The sequence below is a fragment of the uncultured Ramlibacter sp. genome (genome assembly GCF_936925435.1).
Taxonomy (GTDB): domain Bacteria; phylum Pseudomonadota; class Gammaproteobacteria; order Burkholderiales; family Burkholderiaceae_C; genus Ramlibacter.
This window is the reverse complement of sequence record NZ_CAKZHQ010000051.1, coordinates 74521-94026: the sequence shown is the minus strand read 5'-3', so window position 1 is coordinate 94026 and position 19506 is coordinate 74521. Positions and strand designations below refer to the sequence as shown.

The window sequence follows — 19506 nt, the reverse complement described above, 5'->3', positions numbered from 1 at the left end:
CGCTGCGTCGCTGGCGTTCAGCTCTGGCACTGGCCCGCAATACCCGGCACCAGGCCGCTGGTATCGGTCCCACGGAAGGACACGGCGGAACCCACGCCGCCCGCGCCTGGGCGGACGAGGGCCGCGGAGCCGGCGGGTGGCTGCTGGGTGGGAACGTAGACGTTGTACGCCGTGCCATTGGCAAGCACGGTTTCCACCCAGACAGGTGTGCGTGCGTTGGTCGCCCATTTCAAGGCGATGCAGTCGGCGGCGGCGGTGGGGGACAGAGCACTGGGGCCCACGGGAGCCGCAGACGGCGGTGGCGGTGGCGACTGGCTGGCGCAGCCGCTGACGGCAATGATGAACGCGGTGGATGCAAGTCTGAGTTTCATGCTGTGGCTCCCTGTGAAGAAATGGGTGATTCCGTTTGAGAAATTTGCCATCAGACAGCATGAGCACGGTCATCTCAAGTGCTAGCTCGTCCGCGATACCGACCAGTGTAAGAACCATTGCACGTGACAGTGTCCACGCATTTGTATCCGTTTGAGGGCCGTGCTGAGCCCGCACAACGGGAGCGGGCCCATGAAAAAGGGCCGCATGCTGCGGCCCTTTGCATTGGCGCGAAGCGCGCTTACTTCTTGTCGCCGCCCGGGACCTTGCCTTCCACGCCCTTGACGTAGAAGTTCACGCCGGACAGGAATTTGTCATCAGCGACGGCGTCCTTGGCAACCACTTCCTTGCCGGTGTTGTCAACGATCGGGCCCTTCCAGATCGAGAACGTGCCGTCCTTCAGGCCAGCCTTGACCTCGTCGATCTTCTTCTTGGTCTCGTCCGGCACGTCGGCGGCGAGGGACACCATGTCGATGGCGCCTTCCTTCACGCCCCACCAGGTCGAGCCCGTGGCCCACTTGCCGTCGAGCGCGTCACGCGTGGCCTTGATGTAGTACGGAGCCCAGTTGATGATGGCCGAACCCAGGTGAGCCTTGGGGCCGTAGGCGGTCATGTCGCTGTCCCAGCCGAAGGCGCGCTTGTTCATTTTCTCGGCGGTCTGCAGCACGGCCGAGGAGTCGGTGTTCTGCATCAGGATGTCGGCGCCGCCGTTGATCAGGGCGGTGGCGGCTTCGGTTTCCTTCGGGGGAGCGAACCACTCGCCGACCCAGACCACCTTGGTCTTGACCTTGGGGTTGACCGACTGCGCACCCAGCGTGAAGCTGTTGATGTTGCGGATCACCTCGGGGATGGGCACCGAGCCGACCACACCCAGCGTGTTGGTCTTGGTCATCTTGCCGGCGATCACGCCGGCCATGTAGGCGCCTTCGTAGGTGCGGCTGTCGTAGGTGCGCATGTTCTCGGCGGTCTTGAAGCCGGTGGCATGCTCGAACTTCACGTCCTTGATGTCGCCGGCGACCTTGAGCATGGGCTCCATGTAGCCGAAAGTGGTGCCGAAAATCAGCTTGTTGCCCTGCGATGCCATGTCGCGGATGACGCGCTCGGCGTCGGCCGACTCGGGCACCTTCTCGACGAAGCTGGTGACGACCTTGTCGCCGAATTCCTTCTCGACCGCCTTGCGGGCGTTGTCATGGGCAAAGGTCCAGCCGCCGTCGCCCACCGGGCCGACGTAGGCAAAGGCGATCTTCAGCGGCTCGGGCTTGGCTGGGGCCGGGGCCGGGGCGGCGACGGGCGCGGGCGCAGGCGCCGGCTCTTCCTTCTTGCCGCAACCCACCAGGGCCGCCGCAGCCACCGCGGACAGTGCCGCAGCTTGCAACAGGGAGCGTTTCTTCAGGTCAGTCATGTCTAAGTCCTCTGAGGGGTTGGCTTGTGAAAATGGCGATTATGTGCCGGGATAAAAAGGTTTTCCAAGGGATGCAGGCATGTTGATGCGGATCCATGCGGGGTTGCGCGAGATCAGCGCCAGCACGACGATAGTGGCCAGGTAGGGCAGCATGGTCAGGAACTGGCTGGGCACATCCACGCCGATCGCCTGGAGATGGAACTGCAGCATGGTCACGCCGCCGAACAGGTAGGCACCAAGCAACACGCGTGCCGGGCGCCAGGTGGCGAAGGTCGTCAGGGCCAGGGCGATCCAGCCCTTGCCGGCCACCATGCCCTCCACCCACAGCGGCGTGTAGATGATGGCCAGGTAGGCGCCGGCCAGGCCGCACAGGGCGCCGCCGGCCACCACCGCCATGAAGCGGATGCGCCGCACCGGGTAACCCAGGGCATGGGCCGACTCGGGCGACTCGCCCACCGAGCGCAGCACCAGGCCGGCGCGCGAGCGGTACAGGAACCACACCAGGAACAGCACCAGGAACAGGCCCAGGTAGACCATGGGGTGCTGGCGGAACAACGCCGGGCCCACGAGCGGAATGTCGCCCAGCACAGGAATATGGAACTGCGGCCGCGGCGGCAGTTTCTCCTGCACGTACTTGATGCCGGCAAAGGCCGAGAAGCCGGCGCCGAACAGGCTCAGGGCCAGGCCGGTGGCGTACTGGTTGGTGTTGAGCCAGACCACCAGCACGCCGAAGATGGCGGCCAGCAGGGCGCCGGCACCAATGCCGGCGGCAAAACCCGCCAGGTCGCTGCCGGTGTGGACCACGGCGGCAAAGCCGGCGAGGGCAGAGCACAGCAGCATGCCCTCGGCGCCCAGGTTGACGACGCCGGCCTTCTCGTTGACCAGCAGGCCCAGGGCCGCCAGCGCCAGCACGGTGCCGGCGTTGAGGGTCGCGGCCATCAGGAGCGCATAGGATTCCATCAGGCCACCGCTTTCTTCGCGCTGCTCCAGCGGATTTTGTAGGCCATCAAGGTGTCGCAGGCCAGCAGGGTGAACAGCAGCAGGCCCTGGAAGACGCCGGTCAGCGACTTGGGCAGACCCAGGCGCGACTGCGCCAGCTCGCCGCCGATGTAGAACATGCTCATCAACACCGCCGAGAAGACCATGCCCACCGGATGCAGACGGCCGACGAAGGCCACGATGATGGCTGCGAATCCATAACCTGCCGGCACATAAACCGTGAGCTGGCCGATGGGACCGGCCACCTCCAGCGCGCCGGCCAGACCGGCCGCGCCGCCCGACACCAGCAGCGCCGTCCACAGCGCCTTGCGCGAGGAGAAGCCCGCATAGCGCGCCGCCGCCGGCGCCAGGCCGCCAACCTGCTGGGCGAAACCGGCCCGGGTACGGAACAGGAAGATCCACAGCGCGGCCACGCCGGCCAGGGCGATCAGCAGGCCGATGCTCACGCGCGAGCCGGCCATCAGGCGCGGGATCTGGGTCATGGCATCGAAGGTCCGGGTCTGCGGGAAGTTGTAGCCGGCCGGGTCCTTCCAGGGCCCGAACACCAGGTAGCTGAGCACCTGGTCGGCCACATAGACCAGCATCAGGCTGACCAGGATTTCGTTGGCGTTGAAGCGATCCCGCAGCAGGGCCGTCAGCGCCGCCCAGGCCATGCCACCGGCAATACCGGCCAGCACGATGGCCAGCACGATCCAGCGCCCGGTCTCCTTGCCCGCCAGCAGGGCCACGCCGCCGGCGGCGATGGCGCCGATGACGAACTGGCCTTCGGCGCCGATGTTCCAGACGTTGGAGCGAAAGCACACGGCCAGGCCCAGGGCGATGATGAGAAGCGGCGTGGTCTTGACCATCAGCTCGCCCAGGGCATAGGGCGACTTGATGGGCTCCCAGAAGAACACCTGCAGGCCGCGCACCGGGTCCTTGCCCAGCGCCAGGAACAGCAGCACGCCCAGCACCACGGTGATGGCCAGGGCCAGCAGCGGCGAGGCCAGGCTCCAGAACTTCGAGGCCTGGGGACGGGGTTCAAGCCGCAGCATGGGCGTCCTCCTGCTGGCCGGACCACAGGCCACTCATCCACTCGCCCACCTGGCTGACCGTGGCGTCGGCGCGGCGCAGCGAGGGCGAGAGCCGGCCCTTGGCGATCACGTGCAGGCGGTCGCTGATCTCGAACAGCTCGTCGAGCTCCTCGCTGACCACCAGCACGGCGCAGCCGGCGTCGCGCAGGGCCAGGATGGCGCCGCGGATCTGCGCCGCCGCGCCCACGTCCACGCCCCAGGTCGGCTGCGACACGATCAGCAGCCTGGGGTTGGCGTCGATCTCGCGGCCGACGATGAATTTCTGCAGGTTGCCGCCCGACAGCGACCGGGCCGCCGCATTGGGGCCGCCGGCCTTGACGTTGAAGCGGCTGATGATTGCCGCGGCCTGCTTTTGCAGGGCGGCCACATTGATCCAGCCGCTGCGGCCGATGGCGTCGGTGCGCGTGAGCATCAGGTTGTGGGCCAGGCCCAGGCTGGGCACGGCGCCGCGGCCCAGCCGCTCCTCCGGCACGAAATGCAGGCCCAGAGCGCGGCGCGCCGCCGGGCCCAGCTGGCCGGCGTCCTGGCCGGCCACCTGGACCGCGGCTGCATCGGCCCGGGTGTCCTCGCCCGACAGGGCATAGAGCAGCTCGCGCTGGCCGTTGCCCGAGACGCCGGCGATGCCCACCACCTCGCCGGCGCGCACCTCCATGGCGATGCCTTCGAGGTCAACGCCGAAAGGCGACTCGCGCTGCAGCGACAGGTCTTGCACTCGCAGCACGGCCTCGCCGGGCACGCGGTCGTGGTGCTCCAGGGCCGGCGGCTCGGCGCCGATCATCATGCGGCTGAGGGACGAATTGGTCTCTTCCTGCGGGTTGCACACGCCGGTGACGACGCCGCCGCGCAGCACGGTGCACGCGCTGCACAGCTCGCGGATCTCGTGCAGCTTGTGGCTGATGTACAGCAGGCTGCAGCCCTGGGCCACCAGCTGCTTGAGCACCACGAACAGGCGCTCCACCGCCTGCGGCGTCAGCACCGAGGTCGGCTCGTCCAGGATCAGCAGCTTGGGATTGGTCAGCAGGGCCCGGATGATCTCCACCCGCTGCATCTCGCCCACCGACAGGGTGTGGACCGGCCGGCCCGGGTCAATGTCCAGCCCGTACTCCTGGGCCTTGGCGCTGATGCTGGCCGCGACCTGGGCCAGCGACAGGCTCTTGTCCAGGCCCAGCCAGACGTTCTGCGCCACCGTCAGGGTGTCGAACAGGCTGAAGTGCTGGAACACCATGCTGATGCCCAGGGCCCGTGCCTCCTGCGGGTTGCGGATGCTCACCGGCCGGCCCTCCCACAGCACCCGGCCCTCGTCGGGCTTGACGGCGCCGTAGATGATCTTCATCAGCGTGGACTTGCCGGCGCCGTTCTCGCCCAGCACCGCATGGGCCTGGCCGGCCTCCACGTTGAGCGACACCGCGTTGTTGGCCACCACCGCCGGATAGCGCTTGGTGATGTGTTCGAGTTGAAGCCGGGGCGTGCTCAAGCCGTTTCTTTCTGTGTTCTGGTCTGGTTGTCGTCAGTCTTTGCGCAGCGCCGCCGCCACGCCCTTGACCCGTTCGCGCAGCCAGCGGGCCGAGGCCGAGGCATGGGTGCGCTCGTGCCAGAGCTGGTAGTAGGTCAGGCGCGGGAAGTCCACCGGGCAGGGCAGGATTGTCACCGGCAATTGGCCGGTGAAACGCTCGCAGTACTGGCGGCCGGTGGTCAGCACCAGCAAACTCGATGCCACCATGGCCGGGATCAGGCCGAAATGCGGGCAGCGCGCCGTGATCTTGCGTGCCAGGCCCAGGCCGGCCAGGTGCTCGTCGATCACGCCGCGGGCGCCGGGATGGGTGGGCGTGGGGGCGATGTGCTCGGCGGCCAGCCAATCCTCGGTGCTCCAGCCGCGCCGCACGGCCGGGTGCTCCTTGCCCACCAGGCAGACCACGTCGTCGGAGAACAGCTCGCCGCGGTGCAGGTCCTGCGGCGGCTGCAGCCAGTTGCCGACCACCACGTCGACATCGCCCTGCCCCAGCTGGAAGTGGTAGTCCCAGTGGCCCGACAGGGCCAGGATCTCGATCTGGCACAACGGCGCCTGGGCCTTGATCTGGGCCACCAGCTGCGGCAGGAAGAGCGGGTCCAGGTAGTCGCTGGCGCCGACGCGGAAGGTGGTGTCGGCAGTGCGCGGGTCGAAGCCGCGGGCATCGCTGAACAAGACCTGGGCGGCACGCAGAATGCTTGCACTGGGCTCGACCATGCGCAAACCAGCATCCGTGGGCACCATGCCGGCGCCCGAACGCACCAGAATCGGGTCGCCCGCCAGCTCGCGCAGGCGCTTGAGCGCTGCGGAAACCGCCGGCTGGTGCATGCCCAGCCGGAGGGCGGCACGCGAGACGCTGCGTTCAGTCAACACGGTGTGCAAGACCCTGATCAAGTGGAGGTCTATCTTGTCGAAAAGCGCCTGGTCTCTCATACCTGAGCCTGGATTTTTGTCATAAGCCGGCCCTTATGCCGTGGCCACGCTGGTCTTCTACGCTCACACTACAGGCCAAAGATTTTTATCAAGCATGGACAAGCAAACGATCCGATTTTTCCGCCGTGGCGAGCTTGTCTCGCTGGGCAATGTACCACCCGAGCGCACGCTGCTGGAGCTGCTGCGGGAGGACCTGGGCGAGTGCGGCACCAAGGAAGGCTGCGGCGAGGGGGACTGCGGGGCCTGCACTGTTGTTCTGGGGGAGGCCGAAGGCAACAGCATCAAGTACCGTGCCATCAACAGCTGCATCCGCCTGGCCCATTCCATCGACGGAATGGCCTTGTGGACGGTGGAAGACCTGGCGGCCGGGGACGGCAGCCTGCACCCGGCACAAGAGGCCATGGTCCAGTGCCATGGCTCGCAATGCGGCTTTTGCACGCCGGGCTTCGTCATGAGCCTGTTCGGCATGTACCAAAACTACATTGCCCCCACGCTCGGCACTGCGTGTACCTCGCTGCCCCCCGAGGGGGCCCTCGCGCCTAGGGGCGGCCCGTCGGCGCTCGACGTCTGCGGGCGCAATCCGATCACGCGCGAACTGGCGCAGGAAGAACTCTCGGGCAATCTGTGCCGCTGCACCGGCTACCGGCCCATCCTGGACGCCGCCCAGCAGATGGCGCGGCTGCCAAGGGTGGCGGTGGACGAAGCCGATTTGCTATCAAAATTGAAGCGACTCAAGCTGCAAAGCCGGGGGCTACAGGCCGATTTGGCAACAAAAACAGCCTATCTGGCGCCCACCAGCCTGGCCGGCCTGCTGGCGGCCCGCGCCCAGCATCCGCAGGCCCAGATCGTGGCCGGCTGCACCGACGTGGGCCTGTGGGTGACCAAGCTGCACATGCAGTTTCCGCAGCTGCTGGACGTCACCCGGGCCAAGGAGCTGCGCCGCATCGAACGCTATGAGAACCACATCGCCATCGGCGCCGCCGTGACGCTGACCGAGGCCTTTGCCGCCCTGGTGGCGGACCGGCCCCAGCTCAAGAGCTTTGCCAATCGCTTTGCCGGCCTGCCGGTACGCAACTCCGGCACCCTGGGCGGCAACATCGCCAACGGTTCGCCGATCGGCGACTCCATGCCCTTGCTGATCGCCCTGGGCGCCCAAGTCATCCTCATGAGCGAACGCGGCCACCGCCGCATGGCGCTGGAAGATTTCTACACCGGCTACCGCAAGAACCGGCTGGCCCCCGACGAGGTGCTGGCCTGGACCGTGGTGCCGCGGCCCGCAACGGGTGAGTTCCTGCGGGCCTACAAGATCAGCAAGCGCTACGACGACGACATCTCGGCCGTCTGCCTGGTGCTGAATTTGCGGCGGGATGGGGAGCGTGTGACGCAAGTGAGCATCGGCGCAGGCGGCGTCGCGGCCACGCCGGTGCGCGCCTTGCAGACTGAAGCTTTCCTGGCCGGCAAGGCCTGGACGGACGCCACGGTGCGCGAAGCCACCCAGGTGCTGCGCGCCGAGTTCCAGCCGATCAGCGACATGCGCGCCTCGGCCGCCTACCGCAGCGAGGTACTGGGCGGCCTGCTGCAGCGCTTCTGGCTGGAGAGCCAGGGCATGGCCAACATCAACCTCGAATCCTTTGCCCTGGTGGAGGAAGCGGCATGAACACGCGCAACAAGGAGTTCAGCGCGCAAGACGGTGGCGGGCCCGGTGGACCGGCCGCCGCCGGCGAGCGCAACATCGCGCCGGCCACCCTTTCGCCCCATGCGCCGGCCGCGCCCGGCCCGGCCTCGGGCGTGTCGCGCCCGCACGAGAGCGCGCGCGCCCAGGTGGCGGGCAGCGCCACCTATGTCGACGACATCCCCGAGGTCAAGGGCACGCTGCATGCGGCGCCCATCCTGTCCACCGTCGCCCATGGCCGCCTGCTGGGCGTGGACGCCAGCGCCGCCCTGGCCCTGGCCGGCGTGCGCGGCGTGGTGCTCAGCGCCGACATCCCGGGCGACAAGCTGCTGGCCACCTTCGTCCACGACGAAGCCATCTTCGCCATCGACAAGGTCGAACACATCGGCCAGGTCGTCGGCCTGGTGCTGGCCGACACTGTGATGCAAGCGCGCCGCGCGGCGCGCAAGGTGCAGCTCAAGATCGAGCCGCTGCCGCCGGTGCTGTCGCCGCGCGAGGCCCACGCCCAGAAAAGCTATGTGCTGCCGGCCGTGACCGTGCGGCGCGGCGAGCCCGAGGCGGCAATGGCAACGTCGCAGCACACCCTCAGCGGCCAGCTCGAGGTCGGCGGCCAGGAGCACTTCTACCTGGAAGGCCAGGTGGCCTATGCCCTGCCGCTGGAGCAGGACCAGTGGTGGATCTATTCCAGCACCCAGCACCCGGGCGAGATCCAGCACTGGGTGGCCCATGCCCTGGGCCTGGAGAACAACGCGGTGACGGTGGAATGCCGGCGCATGGGCGGTGGCTTCGGCGGCAAGGAAACGCAAGCCGGCCACCTGGCCGTGTGGGCCGCGCTGGCGGCACGCAAGTTCAAGCGCCCGGTCAAGCTGCGGCTGGACCGCGACGACGACTTCATGGTCACTGGCAAGCGCCATCCCTTTGCCTACGACTACCAAGCCGGCTTCGACGGCACGGGCCTGCTGACAGCCCTGAAGCTGACCATGCTGGCCAACTGCGGCTTCTCGGCCGACCTCTCGGGTCCGGTGGCCGACCGCGCCATCTTCCATGTCGACAACGCCTACTACCTGAGCGACGTGGAGATCGTCTCGCACCGCTGCAAGACCAACACCCAGAGCCACACGGCTTTCCGCGGCTTCGGCGGGCCGCAGGGCGTGATCGTGATCGAGGCCATCCTGGGCGACATCGCGCGCCAGCTCGGACTCGATCCCTTCGATGTGCGCATGCGCAACCTCTATGGCATCGAGGAGCGCAATGTCACCCACTACCAGATGAAGGTGGAGGACAACATCCTCGCGCCCCTGCTATCGAAACTGGAGCAGACTGCGTCCTACCGGTCCCGGCGTGCGGCCATTTCGGCATGGAACAAGAGCAGCCCGGTGCTCAAGCGCGGCATCGCCATCACGCCGGTCAAGTTCGGCATCAGCTTCACCGCCACCTTCTTCAACCAGGCCGGCGCCCTGGTCCATGTCTACACCGACGGCAGCGTGCAGGTCAACCACGGCGGCACCGAGATGGGCCAGGGCCTGAACACCAAGGTGGCGCAGATCGTCGCCGACGAACTGGGCGTGCCCTTCGAGCGGGTGCGCTCCACAGCGGCCGACACCAGCAAGGTGCCCAACGCCTCGGCCACGGCGGCGTCGAGCGGCACCGACCTGAACGGCCGCGCCGCCCAGTACGCGGCGCGCAATGTGCGCGACAACCTGGCGGCCTTCGTCGCCGGCCTGGACGGCTGCGGCGCGGGTGCCATCGAGTTCCGTGGCGGGAGTGTGCTCAGCCCCAAGTCCACGCGCTCTTTCGACGAGGTGGTGAAAGCGGCTTACGCCAACCGCATCCAGCTGTGGAGCGACGGCTTCTACCGCACGCCCAAGATCCATTACGACAAGGTGACGCTCACGGGCCGGCCCTTCTACTACTTTGCCTACGGCGCAGCCTGCTGCGAGGTGGTGATCGACACCCTGACAGGCGAGAGCCGCGTGCTCAAGGTCGACATCCTGCATGACGTGGGCACCAGCATCAACCCGGCGCTGGACATCGGCCAGATCGAGGGCGGCTTCGTGCAAGGCATGGGCTGGCTGACCACCGAGCAGCTGGTGTGGAACGACAAGGGCTATCTGAGCACCCACGCGCCCAGCACCTACAAGATCCCGGCCACGGGCGACATCCCGGCCCACTTCAAGGTCGATCTCTGGCCCGAGGCCAACCGCGAGGACAACGTGGGCGGCAGCAAGGCCGTGGGCGAGCCGCCCTTCATGCTGGGCATCGCGGTGTGGGAAGCGCTGCGTGAAGCCGTGGGCTCTGTGAAGGCTTCGAAGGAACAGGTGAAGCTGCAAGCGCCGGCAACGGCGGAGAACCTGCTGCGGGCCTTGAACGGGCGCTAGGCGCTCTGTGCGGCCTGCGCCTTGCGCACACGCGCGCAGGCCGCATGGAGCAGCAGCCGCGCATACAGCCGGTGGAAACCCAGCAGGGCATGGAAGACCCAGCCCATGCTGCGTTTTCCGTCCGAAGTGCGCGCCACCGGCACAACGGCCGAGCCGAAGTACAGGCGCGTGCCCTCGCCCCCTATAGTCGCCACCATCAGCCAGGACTTGGTGCGGCCGCTGAAGTCGCCCAGCAGGATCTGCGTTGCGTCCTGGCCTTCGACCCGCCAGGCGGCGAAGGACTGCAGCGTGCCCTGCGCCAGTTGCCGGGCCTGTATATCGGTCGAAGGGCGGCGCACAGCCCAGCGCAGGATGGCGCGTTCGAGCTTGAACAGCCAGGTCGTGTAGAAGGCTTCGACATACATCGGCCGGCTGATGGCGCCCGGCAGTTCGGCGGCATAGCAGTCCGCATAGGCGCCGCTCTCGCTGTAGCGGCGCAGCAACGCGCTTGCAGGGAGCTCGCAGGGCTTGCTGCCCAGGAAGGTGGCGGCCATGAAAGGCATCGTACAGGGCCATCCCAAGATCGCGACAATGCAGCCATGCAAGCGCTCAAACACATCAACGCCGGCGTTCTGTCCATTGCCTATGCCGAGTCGGGCCCGGCCGACGGCCCGCCGGTGTTCCTGATGCACGGCTTCCCCTACGACATCCATGCCTACGCTGAAGTCGCACCGCTGCTAGCCGCGGCCGGGTGCAGGGTCATCGTGCCCTACCTGCGCGGCTTCGGGCCCACGCGCTTTCTCGATGCGGCCACGCCGCGCTCGGGCGAGCAGGCGGCGCTGGGCGCCGACCTGCTGGCGCTGATGGACGCGCTGGCCGTGCCGCGCGCCGTACTCGCCGGCTACGACTGGGGCGGCCGCGCCGCCTGTGTGGTGGCGGCGCTGTGGCCGCAGCGCTGCGCCGGGCTGTTGTCCTTCAACAGCTACAACATCCAGAACATTGCCCGCGCCATGGAACCGGACACGCCGGCCAATGAGCACAGCTACTGGTACCAGTACTACTTCCACAGCGAGCGCGGCCGCGCCGGCCTGGCCAAGGACAGGCGCGGCCTGGTCCGCCTGCTGTGGCGCCTGTAGTCGCCGACCTGGGTTTTCGACGACGCCACATTCGAGCGCAGCGCGCCGGCCTTCGACAACCCGGACTTCGTCGAGGTGGTGGTCCAGTCCTACCGGCACCGCTTCGACCTGGTGCTGGGTGACCCGGCCTACGAGGCGGTCGAACAGCGCCTGTCTGCGCAACCAGTCATCACCGTGCCCACCATCACTTTCGACGGCGCAGACGATGGCGTGCGGCCACCCGCCGATGCATCGGCCCACGCCGCGCGCTTCAGTGGACCGCGCTCGCACCGCGTCGTGCCGGGTGTGGGCCACAACATGCCCCAGGAAGTGCCGCAGGTCTTTGCCGATGCGGTGCTGGAGCTGGTGCCCGCGCTGCGCGCCGGCCGGTCCTAGGCCAGCGGCTGGTCCGGCGCCAGCGGCATCTCCAGCAGGCAGCCGAACTCGGTGGCGAAGTTGACCGAGACGCGGGCATGAACCGCGCCCTGCTCGTCGTAGAAGCTGCGCCGGCCGCTGGGCGCGAACACACCTTCGTGCCAGACGTTGGGATGCATGCGCAGGCCCTGGCCGCCGCGGAACCAGAAGCAGACGAAGTCCTGCGGCTTCACGTCGTCGCCCGGCAGCGCCATGGGCACCAGGAAAGGACCGGGCTCCAGCGGGAAGAACATCTGGCCGCCGTCCGGGTGGTAGTTGCAGTGCCACAGCAGCAGCCTGGCGGGCGGGCGGCGGTGCGTGGTGTCGGCCTGCTCGGGCAGGCTGTTGTAGCCCAGGATGTAGTGGCCACCGACAGCGTCGTTCTTGCCGTAGAGGATGTCGCCCTCCCACTCAGCGATAAAGGTGCCGGTGGTGGTGCCGCCCTCGTCGCCGCTGTCGCTGTCCACCGGCCGCCAGCCCTGGGCCGGCCAGCGCACGATCTCCACCTTGTGCGCCTTGGGGTCGTCGACCAGCACGCCATAGCCCTGCAGCGAAGCCTCGGTGGCTTCGACCAGGGGAATGCGGACGGTGGCCAGGCCGGCCGGCAGGCCAGGGTTGAGGTAATTGGGAGGAAGCGTCGTCATGGCTTCATTCTGGGCCAGGAACAGCTGAGGCGTGGGGCCACGTTGGTGCCGTCCGACAGCGGGAAGCGCGCTTTGTCCGCCAACCGGGACGGAAACCGCCTACAGGGCCAGTGGCAGGTCTTGCGCAGGATCCATGACATGAAAATCCTGCACTTCATCCATGTCACGTTCGCCCAGGCGTTCTACCGCTGGGCGATGGCCGAGATCAATCCCTTGCACCCCGACGTGCCGCGCATCATGCAGCGGCAGCTGGAGCTCAAGGACAAGGCAACGCGCATCTTCGCCTGAGGCTGGACGTCGACACGACGGCCAGTTGCAGCGCGGGCGCGCTCACGACTTGAACAGCCCCACCACGGCCTGGCGCAGCCAACGGTTGCCGGGGTCGGATTCGAAGCGCTTGCTCCAGTGCAGCGACACCGCGAAGTCGCGCAGCGGCAGCGGCGGCTCGACGATGGCGTAGCCACCCTCGGCGGCAAAGCCCTGCGCGATGTTCAGTGGCATCACCACAGCCAGGTCCGTGGCCTTGACGATGGAGGGCAAGGCCATGAAATGCTCGGTGGTCAGCCGCACCTGGTCTTCCAGTTGCAGCAGCTGCAGGATGCGCAGCGTGTCGGCATGGGTGCGCACCGCCACGAACTCCAGCTTGTGCAGGGCGTCGAGCAAGGCCTTGCCCGTGCTGCGCCGGCGCGTGAAGGGATGGCCTTTGCGTAGCAGCACGCAGTAGCGGTCCTTGAGCAGTTGCAGCCGCTGCGTCTCCTTGACCATGGGCAGGAAGCCAAAAGCAAAGTCGATGCGGCCGCTGTCCAACGCCTCGGTCACCTCGCCGCGCGGCAGCGGCATGGTCTCGATGCGCACCCCCGGCGCCTGGTCGCGCAGCAGCACCATCAGCTCGGGCAGGAAACGTCCCTCGCCGATGTCGCTCATGTGGATGCGAAAGCTCTTGTGCGACTGCAGCGGATCGAAGTCGGCCGAGTCGTTGAGCGCCTCTTCCAGCGTGCCCAGCGCGCTGCGCACCGCGTCGGCGAGGCGTTGCGCCTTGGGCGTGGGCTGCACGCCGCCGGCGGCACGTACGAACAGCGGATCCTTGATGAGCAGGCGCAGCCGGGTCAGGCCGTGGCTGGCGGCCGGCTGGGTCATGCCCAGCTGCTCGGCCGCGCGGCTGACGTTGCGTGAGCGGTGCACCGCGTCGAACAGACGCAGCAGGTTGAGGTCGATGTCGTTGATATGCATGGCTTGCATACTGAATAGATTGATTATTGTATTGAACTGCGTCCAGGCGCCGCGCACACTCGCCCGCACTGCGCTGACGGGAGCGCCACAAGAGCAACAAAAGGAGACAAGCATGAGCACACGAGAACGCATCGCGCGCTGGTGCGCCGCAAGCCTGGCGCTGGCAGCAGCAGTCGCTGTCGCACAGACACCGCCCGCGGCGCCCGCTGGGGCGCCAGCGCAGGAAGAGCCCTTCTGGGCGCGCGGCCGGCCGCGCAGCGACGCCACAGCCATGCGCATGGCGCCTGTGCCCTCCTATCCCATCCCGACCGCGGCCGACAAGCTGCCCCTGGCCAAGTTCAAGCTGCCGCCGGGCTTCAAGATCGAACCCTGGGCCACCGGCCTGCTCGATGCCCGCGCCCTGCGCCAGGGCGACAGGGGCACGGTCTTCGTCAGCACCCGCTTCGTCGGCAGCAAGGTCTACGCCGTCAGCGACAAGGGCGGGAGCCGCGAGGTCAAGACCCTGATCGACAAGATGCAGCTGCCCACCGGCATCGAGACGCACAACGGCGCGCTCTATGTGGCCACACCCAAGCAGGTGCTGCGCTACGACAACATCGAGGGCAAGCTGGACAACGTGGGCCAGCCCGTCGTGGTCTACGACAAGCTGCCCGGCGACGTGCCGCATGGCTGGAAGTACATCCGCATCCGCGACAACAAGCTCTATGTGCCTGTGGGCGCGCCTTGCAACATCTGCGAGCCCGGCGACACGCACGCCCAGATCCTGCGCATGAACCTGGACGGCAGCAATGTCGAGGTCGTCGCCAAGGGCGTGCGCAACACCGTGGGCTTCGACTTCGACCCGAAGAACGGCGAGCTCTGGTTCACCGACAACGGCCGCGACTGGCTCAGCGAAGACCTGCCCCATGACGAACTCAACCGCGTCGGCGCGCCCGGCCAGCACTTCGGCTTTCCGTACTGCCACCAGGGCGACTTCACCGACCCGGAGTTCGGCTGGGGCAAGAGCTGCTCGGCCTACCAGAAGCCGGCCCTGCTGCTGGGCCCGCACGCCGCGGCCTTGGGCATGACGTTCTATACGGGCGCCATGTTCCCCAGCAACTACCAGGGCGCGATGTTCATCGCCCGCCACGGCCCCTGGAACCGCACGGCCAAGTACGCCGACATCCTGGTGGCCTGGCCCGATGGCAAGGGCGGCATCGCCAGGAGCGAGCCCTTCCTCACCGGCCTGGTGGAAAACAACCAGTACCTGGGACGCCCGGTCGACTTCCTGCAGCTCAAGGACGGCTCGCTGCTGGTCAGCGACGACTTCCACGGCGCGGTCTACCGCATCAGCTACAGCCGATGAGGCGGGCCGCCCTGCTGCTGGCCGCCGGAGCGCTCTGGGCCGCGGCCGCAGGGGCCCAGCCGGCCCAGACCTATGCACAGCGCTATGCCGCGCTGTGCGCCACCTGCCACGGCGGCAATGGCCGCAGCGAGATGGCGGGCACGCCCAGCCTGGCCGGCCAGCCCGGCTTCTATGTGGTCACCCAACTGTTCCTGTTCCGCGAGGGCCGACGCGATAACGAAGCCATGACGGCGGTGGCCAAGAGCCTGAGCGACGACGACCTGCGCGGCTTTTCCGAGCTGGTCGGCAAGATGACGCCGGTGCCGGCCCCGGCGCTTGCGCCGGTTCCAGATCCGGCCCGCATGGCGCGCGGCAAGGCGCTGGTAAGCCAGCACCTGTGCGTCAACTGCCACGGCGCGGACCTGGGCGGCGGCGAGCAGGTGGCGCGGCTGGCCGGCCAGCGCGAGGACTACCTGGCCCTGGCGCTCAAGGAGTTCAAGGCCGGCAAGCGCGTGGGCTACACGCCGGCCATGAGTGAGGCGCTGGGCGGCCTGGCGGCGGTCGACCTGGACACGCTGGCGCACTACCTGGCGCACCTGCCCTGAGCCATCATGCGCAAACCGCATACCGCATAGCTTGCTCATTGCATTGAGGAATGTGCGGGAATCACCGACACTGCCCGCTCCTTACAAATAGAAGGCCCACGGGCGCCCCACATGGAAGTTTCATTCAGCAAAGAAATCGAGTCGCTGCGCCTGGGCGCGGGCGAGACCTTCCACGGCGAAGGCATTCTGGCGATCACCAAAGCCTTGCTGCAGTCCGGCGTGGCCTACGTCGGCGGCTACCAGGGGGCGCCGGTCTCGCACCTGCTGGACGTGATGGTCCAGGCCAAACCCTACATGGACGAACTTGGCGTGCACGTGGAGGCCTGCTCCAACGAGGCCTCGGCCGCCGCCATGCTGGGCGCCTCCATCCACTACCCGCTGCGCGGCGCCGTCACCTGGAAGTCCATCGTCGGCACCAACGTGGCCTCGGACGCGCTGTCCAACCTCTCGTCGCCGGGCGTCACCGGCGGCGCCCTGATCGTGGTGGGCGAGGACTACGGCGAGGGCGCCTCGGTGATCCAGGAGCGCACCCAGGCCTATGCCCTCAAATCCAGCATGTGCCTGATCGACCCGCGGCCCGACCTGGGCGTGATGGTCAAGATGGTGGAGCACGGCTTCCGGCTGTCGGAAGCCTCCAACATGCCCGCCATCCTGGAGCTGCGCATCCGCGCCTGCCATGTGCGCGGCAGCTTCGAGGCCAGCGACAACGTCAAGCCGGCGGTCTCCACCCGCGCCTGGATGGAAAACCCGGCCGGCTTCGACTACATGAAGCTGGCCCATCCGCCCGTGACCTTCCGCCACGAAAAGCTCAAGGGCGAGGAGCGCATCCCGGCGGCGCGCAAGTACATCGCCGACAACAATTTGAACGAGCTTCTGCCCGGCAAGCATGCGGACTTGGGGATCATCATCCAGGGCGGCCTGTACAACTCTGCCATCCGCAGCCTGCAGCAGCTGGGCCTGGCCAATGCCTTCGGCGACAGCGACATCCCACTGCTGGTGCTCAACGTCACCTACCCGCTGGTGCCCGAACAGATCGCGGATTTCTGCGCCGGCAAGCGCGCCGTCATCGTGGTGGAAGAGGGCCAACCCGAGTACATCGAGCAGGAGATCGCCACCCTGCTGCGCCGCCGCGACATCCAGACCCCGCTGCACGGCAAGGACCTGCTGCCGCCGGCCGGCGAGTACAGCGTGGAAGTGATGTCGCAGGGCCTGTCGCTGTTTGCCTCTGCCTACCTGCCGGGCGCGGCCACGGAGTCGGCCAAGCGCTGGCTGGAAGGCAACCGCACGCGCCGCAGCGAAGTGGCGGCGGTGCTGGACAAGCCCCTGCCGGCGCGCCCGCCCAGCTTTTGCATCGGCTGCCCGGAGCGGCCGGTGTTCTCGGCGCTGAAGATGACGCAGGCGGAGATCGGCGCTGTCCACATCGCCGGCGACATCGGCTGCCACGCCTTCGGCACCTTCGAGCCCTTCTCCATGGGCCACTCCATCCTGGGCTACGGCATGAGCCTGGCCAGCCGCGCCGGCGTCTCGCCCATGATGCAGCGGCGCACCCTGGCCATCATGGGCGACGGCGGCTTCTGGCACAACGGCCTGCTCACCGGTGTGCAGTCGGCCCTGTTCAACGGCGACGACGCCGTGCTGCTGATCTTCAAGAACGGCTATTCGTCGGCCACCGGCACGCAGGAGCTGATCTCCACGCCAGGTCCGCATGAAGCCATGTCGTCCGAGCGCATGAAGAGCCAGACCCACACCAACACCACCATCGAGGCCACGCTGCAAGGCCTGGGCGTGCAGTGGCTGCGCACAGTCCACACCTACAAGGTGGCGAAGATGCGCGACACGCTCAAGGAGGCCTTCACCAGCGACTTCAACGGCCTGAAGGTGATCGTCGCCGAGGGCGAGTGCCAGCTGGAGCGCCAGCGCCGCATCAAGCCCTGGATCGCCAAGCTGCTCAAGACCGGCAAGCGCGTGGTGCGGGTCAAGTACGGCGTCGACGAAGACGTGTGCAACGGCGACCACGCCTGCATCCGCCTGTCTGGCTGCCCGACGCTGACCATCAAGGACAACCCGGACCCGCTCAAGGTCGACCCGGTGGCAGTGGTGATCGACGGCTGCGTGGGCTGCGGCCTGTGCGGGGAGAACGCGCACGCGGCGACGCTGTGCCCGTCGTTCTACCGGGCTGAGGTGATCCAGAACCCGAAGTGGCATGAACGCCTTGTCGCCGGCTTGCGCGGCAGCTTCGTGAAGATGCTGCAACCGGCCTAGAAAGAAAACAACAATGACCGACGCAAGACCCACCAGCCTCCTGATCTGCGCCCTCGGCGGCGAAGGCGGCGGCGTGCTGACCGAATGGCTGATCGAGACCGCGCGCCACGCCGGCTATGCGGCCCAGAGCACCTCCATCCCAGGCGTGGCCCAGCGCACCGGCGCCACCACTTACTACATCGAGGTCTTCCCGGTGCCGGTGGCGCAGCTGGGCGGGCGCAAGCCGGTGTTCAGCCTGAACCCCGTGCCCGGCGCGCTCGACGCCATCGTCTCGTCCGAGCTGCTGGAGACCACGCGCCAGATCGGCAACGGCATGAGCGCGCCGGACCGCACGGCCGTCATCACCTCGTCGGGCCGCACCCTCACCACCCAGGAGCGCATGCAGCTGGGCGACGGCCGCGCCGACAGCGCCGAGCTGCTGGCCGTGGTGCGGCGCTTCAGCCGCGAGCACCACGTGTTCGACATGGGTGCGGTGGCCAAGGAGGCCGGCACCATCGTCAGCGCCGTGATGCTGGGTGCGGTGGCCGGCAGCGGCCTGTTCCCCTTCAGCCGCACCGACTACGAGGCGGTGGTGCGCGGCGACGGTGGGCGCATGGCGCAGGCCAGCCTGCGCGGCTTCGCGCGGGCCTACGACATCGTCAGCCAGCCCCGCATCCAGGCCGCCTTCGTCGGCGATCTGCTATCGAATGAGGAGCATGTTGCGCCCATTCAACGGGGGCTGGAGGCCGATATCGCTGCAATGTTCCCGCCGCAGGTGCACGCCATGCTGGCGCTGGGCCATGCCCGCATGCTGGACTACCAGGGCCCGGCATATGCCCGCCTGTACCTCGAGCGCCTGCAACAGGTGCTGGCGGCCGAACGCGCCGCCGACCCGGCCGGTGCCCAGGGCTTTGCCACCACCACCGAGATAGCGCGCTGGCTGGCCCTGTGGATGGCCTTCGACGACATCGTGCGGGTGGCCGACCTCAAGAGCCGCGCCACGCGCTGGCAGCGGGTGAGCGGCGAGGTCAAGGCCGGCGAGGACGACCTGCTGCAGGTCTATGACCACTTCAAGCCGGGCGCGCCGGAGTTCGCCGCCCTGCTGCCCGTAGGTCTGGCCAACAAGGTGCTGGCCTGGGACCGCGCTCGCGTGTTGGCAGGCAAGACGCCCTGGGCCCTGCCGCTGAAGATCGGCACGCATTCGGTCTTTGGCATGCTGGCCCTGCGCAGCCTGGCCTCGCTCAAGTGGCTGCGCGTGCGGGGCAGCCGCTACGCCAACGAGCAGGCCATGATCGGCAAATGGCTGGCCGGCGTGGTGCAGGGAACCCGCCGCGACTGGCAACTGGGCCACGAGATCGCCCTATGCGGCCGCCTGATCAAGGGCTATGGCGCGACCAACGAGCGCGGCAAGGACAACCTGCTGCACGTGCTGGACCACCTGGCCCTGGGCGCCGACGCCCAAGCCGCGGCCCAGGCCGTGGCAGCCGCGCGTTCCGCTGCCTTGGCCGACGACGCCGGCCGCGCGCTGGATGCGACACTGCTGGCCCATGGCGCGCCGGCCCGCCCCGTCAAGGAGCAGCCGATCCGCTTCGTCCGCAAGCCCAAGACCCTGGCAAGCTAG

General features: G+C 67.9%; 16 protein-coding genes and 1 pseudogene. 8 read left to right on the top strand and 9 right to left on the bottom strand.

What is annotated here, in order from left to right; translation table 11 throughout:
* Window positions 1–17 precede the first annotated feature (17 nt).
* The 6 genes from Q0632_RS21390 to Q0632_RS21365 form a co-directional block, all read right to left on the bottom strand.
* Window positions 18–371 (bottom strand): hypothetical protein, encoded by a 354-nt coding sequence (locus tag Q0632_RS21390; protein WP_298934047.1) that lies wholly within the window; start codon window positions 369–371, stop codon window positions 18–20.
* A 239-nt stretch (window positions 372–610) separates the two neighbouring features.
* Complete coding sequence (locus tag Q0632_RS21385) at window positions 611–1771, bottom strand: BMP family ABC transporter substrate-binding protein (RefSeq protein WP_298934045.1); 1161 nt, start codon at window positions 1769–1771, stop codon at window positions 611–613.
* Window positions 1772–1810: 39 nt separating this feature from the next.
* Window positions 1811–2731: an ABC transporter permease gene (locus tag Q0632_RS21380; protein WP_298934043.1), complete on the bottom strand. Its 921-nt coding sequence runs from the start codon at window positions 2729–2731 to the stop codon at window positions 1811–1813.
* Window positions 2731–3804: an ABC transporter permease gene (locus Q0632_RS21375; protein ID WP_298934041.1), complete on the bottom strand. Its 1074-nt coding sequence runs from the start codon at window positions 3802–3804 to the stop codon at window positions 2731–2733. Before Q0632_RS21375 ends, Q0632_RS21380 begins: the two co-directional genes overlap by 1 nt.
* Window positions 3791–5317, bottom strand: coding sequence for an ABC transporter ATP-binding protein (locus Q0632_RS21370; RefSeq protein ID WP_298934038.1), 1527 nt, complete (start codon window positions 5315–5317; stop codon window positions 3791–3793). Before Q0632_RS21370 ends, Q0632_RS21375 begins: the two co-directional genes overlap by 14 nt.
* 33 nt (window positions 5318–5350) lie before the next feature.
* On the bottom strand, window positions 5351–6283 hold the full coding sequence (locus Q0632_RS21365) for a LysR family transcriptional regulator (RefSeq protein WP_298934036.1): 933 nt from the start codon (window positions 6281–6283) through the stop codon (window positions 5351–5353).
* 94 nt (window positions 6284–6377) lie between these two features.
* Here Q0632_RS21365 and xdhA point away from each other — a divergent pair, with 94 nt between their 5' ends.
* Complete coding sequence (gene xdhA, locus Q0632_RS21360) at window positions 6378–7940, top strand: xanthine dehydrogenase small subunit (RefSeq protein ID WP_298934033.1); 1563 nt, start codon at window positions 6378–6380, stop codon at window positions 7938–7940.
* Window positions 7937–10333, top strand: a complete 2397-nt coding sequence (gene xdhB, locus Q0632_RS21355) for a xanthine dehydrogenase molybdopterin binding subunit (RefSeq protein WP_298934031.1) — start codon at window positions 7937–7939, stop codon at window positions 10331–10333. The genes xdhA and xdhB overlap by 4 nt, the downstream gene beginning before the upstream one ends.
* On the opposite strand, the gene Q0632_RS21350 is transcribed toward xdhB, so the two are convergent.
* Window positions 10330–10866 carry a hypothetical protein gene (locus Q0632_RS21350; RefSeq protein WP_298934029.1) on the bottom strand — a complete coding sequence of 179 codons (537 nt, stop codon included), beginning with the start codon at window positions 10864–10866 and terminating at the stop codon, window positions 10330–10332. The genes xdhB and Q0632_RS21350 overlap by 4 nt on opposite strands.
* 45 nt (window positions 10867–10911) lie before the next feature.
* Here Q0632_RS21350 and Q0632_RS21345 point away from each other — a divergent pair.
* Window positions 10912–11823, top strand: a pseudogene (locus tag Q0632_RS21345) (alpha/beta fold hydrolase).
* Here Q0632_RS21345 and Q0632_RS21340 read toward each other — a convergent pair.
* Window positions 11820–12485, bottom strand: a complete 666-nt coding sequence (locus Q0632_RS21340) for an ureidoglycolate lyase (RefSeq protein ID WP_298934027.1) — start codon at window positions 12483–12485, stop codon at window positions 11820–11822. The pseudogene Q0632_RS21345 and the gene Q0632_RS21340 overlap by 4 nt on opposite strands.
* Window positions 12486–12623: 138 nt before the next feature.
* Between Q0632_RS21340 and Q0632_RS21335 the strand changes: the two genes are divergently transcribed.
* On the top strand, window positions 12624–12773 hold the full coding sequence (locus tag Q0632_RS21335) for a hypothetical protein (RefSeq protein ID WP_298934025.1): 150 nt from the start codon (window positions 12624–12626) through the stop codon (window positions 12771–12773).
* Window positions 12774–12815: 42 nt separating this feature from the next.
* On the opposite strand, the gene Q0632_RS21330 is transcribed toward Q0632_RS21335, so the two are convergent.
* On the bottom strand, window positions 12816–13715 hold the full coding sequence (locus tag Q0632_RS21330) for a LysR family transcriptional regulator (RefSeq protein WP_298934023.1): 900 nt from the start codon (window positions 13713–13715) through the stop codon (window positions 12816–12818).
* 112 nt (window positions 13716–13827) lie between these two features.
* Between Q0632_RS21330 and Q0632_RS21325 the strand changes: the two genes are divergently transcribed.
* The 4 genes from Q0632_RS21325 to Q0632_RS21310 all read left to right on the top strand — a co-directional run bounded on the left by Q0632_RS21325 (window position 13828) and on the right by Q0632_RS21310 (window position 19506).
* Window positions 13828–15060 carry a PQQ-dependent sugar dehydrogenase gene (locus tag Q0632_RS21325; protein ID WP_298934021.1) on the top strand — a complete coding sequence of 411 codons (1233 nt, stop codon included), beginning with the start codon at window positions 13828–13830 and terminating at the stop codon, window positions 15058–15060.
* Window positions 15057–15644: a c-type cytochrome gene (locus Q0632_RS21320; RefSeq protein ID WP_298934019.1), complete on the top strand. Its 588-nt coding sequence runs from the start codon at window positions 15057–15059 to the stop codon at window positions 15642–15644. Before Q0632_RS21325 ends, Q0632_RS21320 begins: the two co-directional genes overlap by 4 nt.
* Window positions 15645–15755: 111 nt before the next feature.
* Window positions 15756–17906, top strand: coding sequence for an indolepyruvate ferredoxin oxidoreductase subunit alpha (locus Q0632_RS21315; RefSeq protein ID WP_298934017.1), 2151 nt, complete (start codon window positions 15756–15758; stop codon window positions 17904–17906).
* 13 nt (window positions 17907–17919) lie between these two features.
* A complete protein-coding gene (locus Q0632_RS21310; RefSeq protein WP_298934015.1) occupies window positions 17920–19506 on the top strand; it encodes an indolepyruvate oxidoreductase subunit beta family protein in 1587 nt (528 codons plus the stop codon).

Coding starts and splice junctions, on each gene's coding strand:
- Q0632_RS21390 (WP_298934047.1), bottom strand. CDS start 371: ATGAAACTCAGACTTGCATCCACCGCGTTCATCATTGCCGTCAGCGGC.
- Q0632_RS21385 (WP_298934045.1), bottom strand. CDS start 1,771: ATGACTGACCTGAAGAAACGCTCCCTGTTGCAAGCTGCGGCACTGTCC.
- Q0632_RS21380 (WP_298934043.1), bottom strand. CDS start 2,731: ATGGAATCCTATGCGCTCCTGATGGCCGCGACCCTCAACGCCGGCACC.
- Q0632_RS21375 (WP_298934041.1), bottom strand. CDS start 3,804: ATGCTGCGGCTTGAACCCCGTCCCCAGGCCTCGAAGTTCTGGAGCCTG.
- Q0632_RS21365 (WP_298934036.1), bottom strand. CDS start 6,283: ATGAGAGACCAGGCGCTTTTCGACAAGATAGACCTCCACTTGATCAGG.
- xdhA (WP_298934033.1), top strand. CDS start 6,378: ATGGACAAGCAAACGATCCGATTTTTCCGCCGTGGCGAGCTTGTCTCG.
- xdhB (WP_298934031.1), top strand. CDS start 7,937: ATGAACACGCGCAACAAGGAGTTCAGCGCGCAAGACGGTGGCGGGCCC.
- Q0632_RS21350 (WP_298934029.1), bottom strand. CDS start 10,866: ATGGCCGCCACCTTCCTGGGCAGCAAGCCCTGCGAGCTCCCTGCAAGC.
- Q0632_RS21340 (WP_298934027.1), bottom strand. CDS start 12,485: ATGACGACGCTTCCTCCCAATTACCTCAACCCTGGCCTGCCGGCCGGC.
- Q0632_RS21335 (WP_298934025.1), top strand. CDS start 12,624: ATGAAAATCCTGCACTTCATCCATGTCACGTTCGCCCAGGCGTTCTAC.
- Q0632_RS21330 (WP_298934023.1), bottom strand. CDS start 13,715: ATGCATATCAACGACATCGACCTCAACCTGCTGCGTCTGTTCGACGCG.
- Q0632_RS21325 (WP_298934021.1), top strand. CDS start 13,828: ATGAGCACACGAGAACGCATCGCGCGCTGGTGCGCCGCAAGCCTGGCG.
- Q0632_RS21320 (WP_298934019.1), top strand. CDS start 15,057: ATGAGGCGGGCCGCCCTGCTGCTGGCCGCCGGAGCGCTCTGGGCCGCG.
- Q0632_RS21315 (WP_298934017.1), top strand. CDS start 15,756: ATGGAAGTTTCATTCAGCAAAGAAATCGAGTCGCTGCGCCTGGGCGCG.
- Q0632_RS21310 (WP_298934015.1), top strand. CDS start 17,920: ATGACCGACGCAAGACCCACCAGCCTCCTGATCTGCGCCCTCGGCGGC.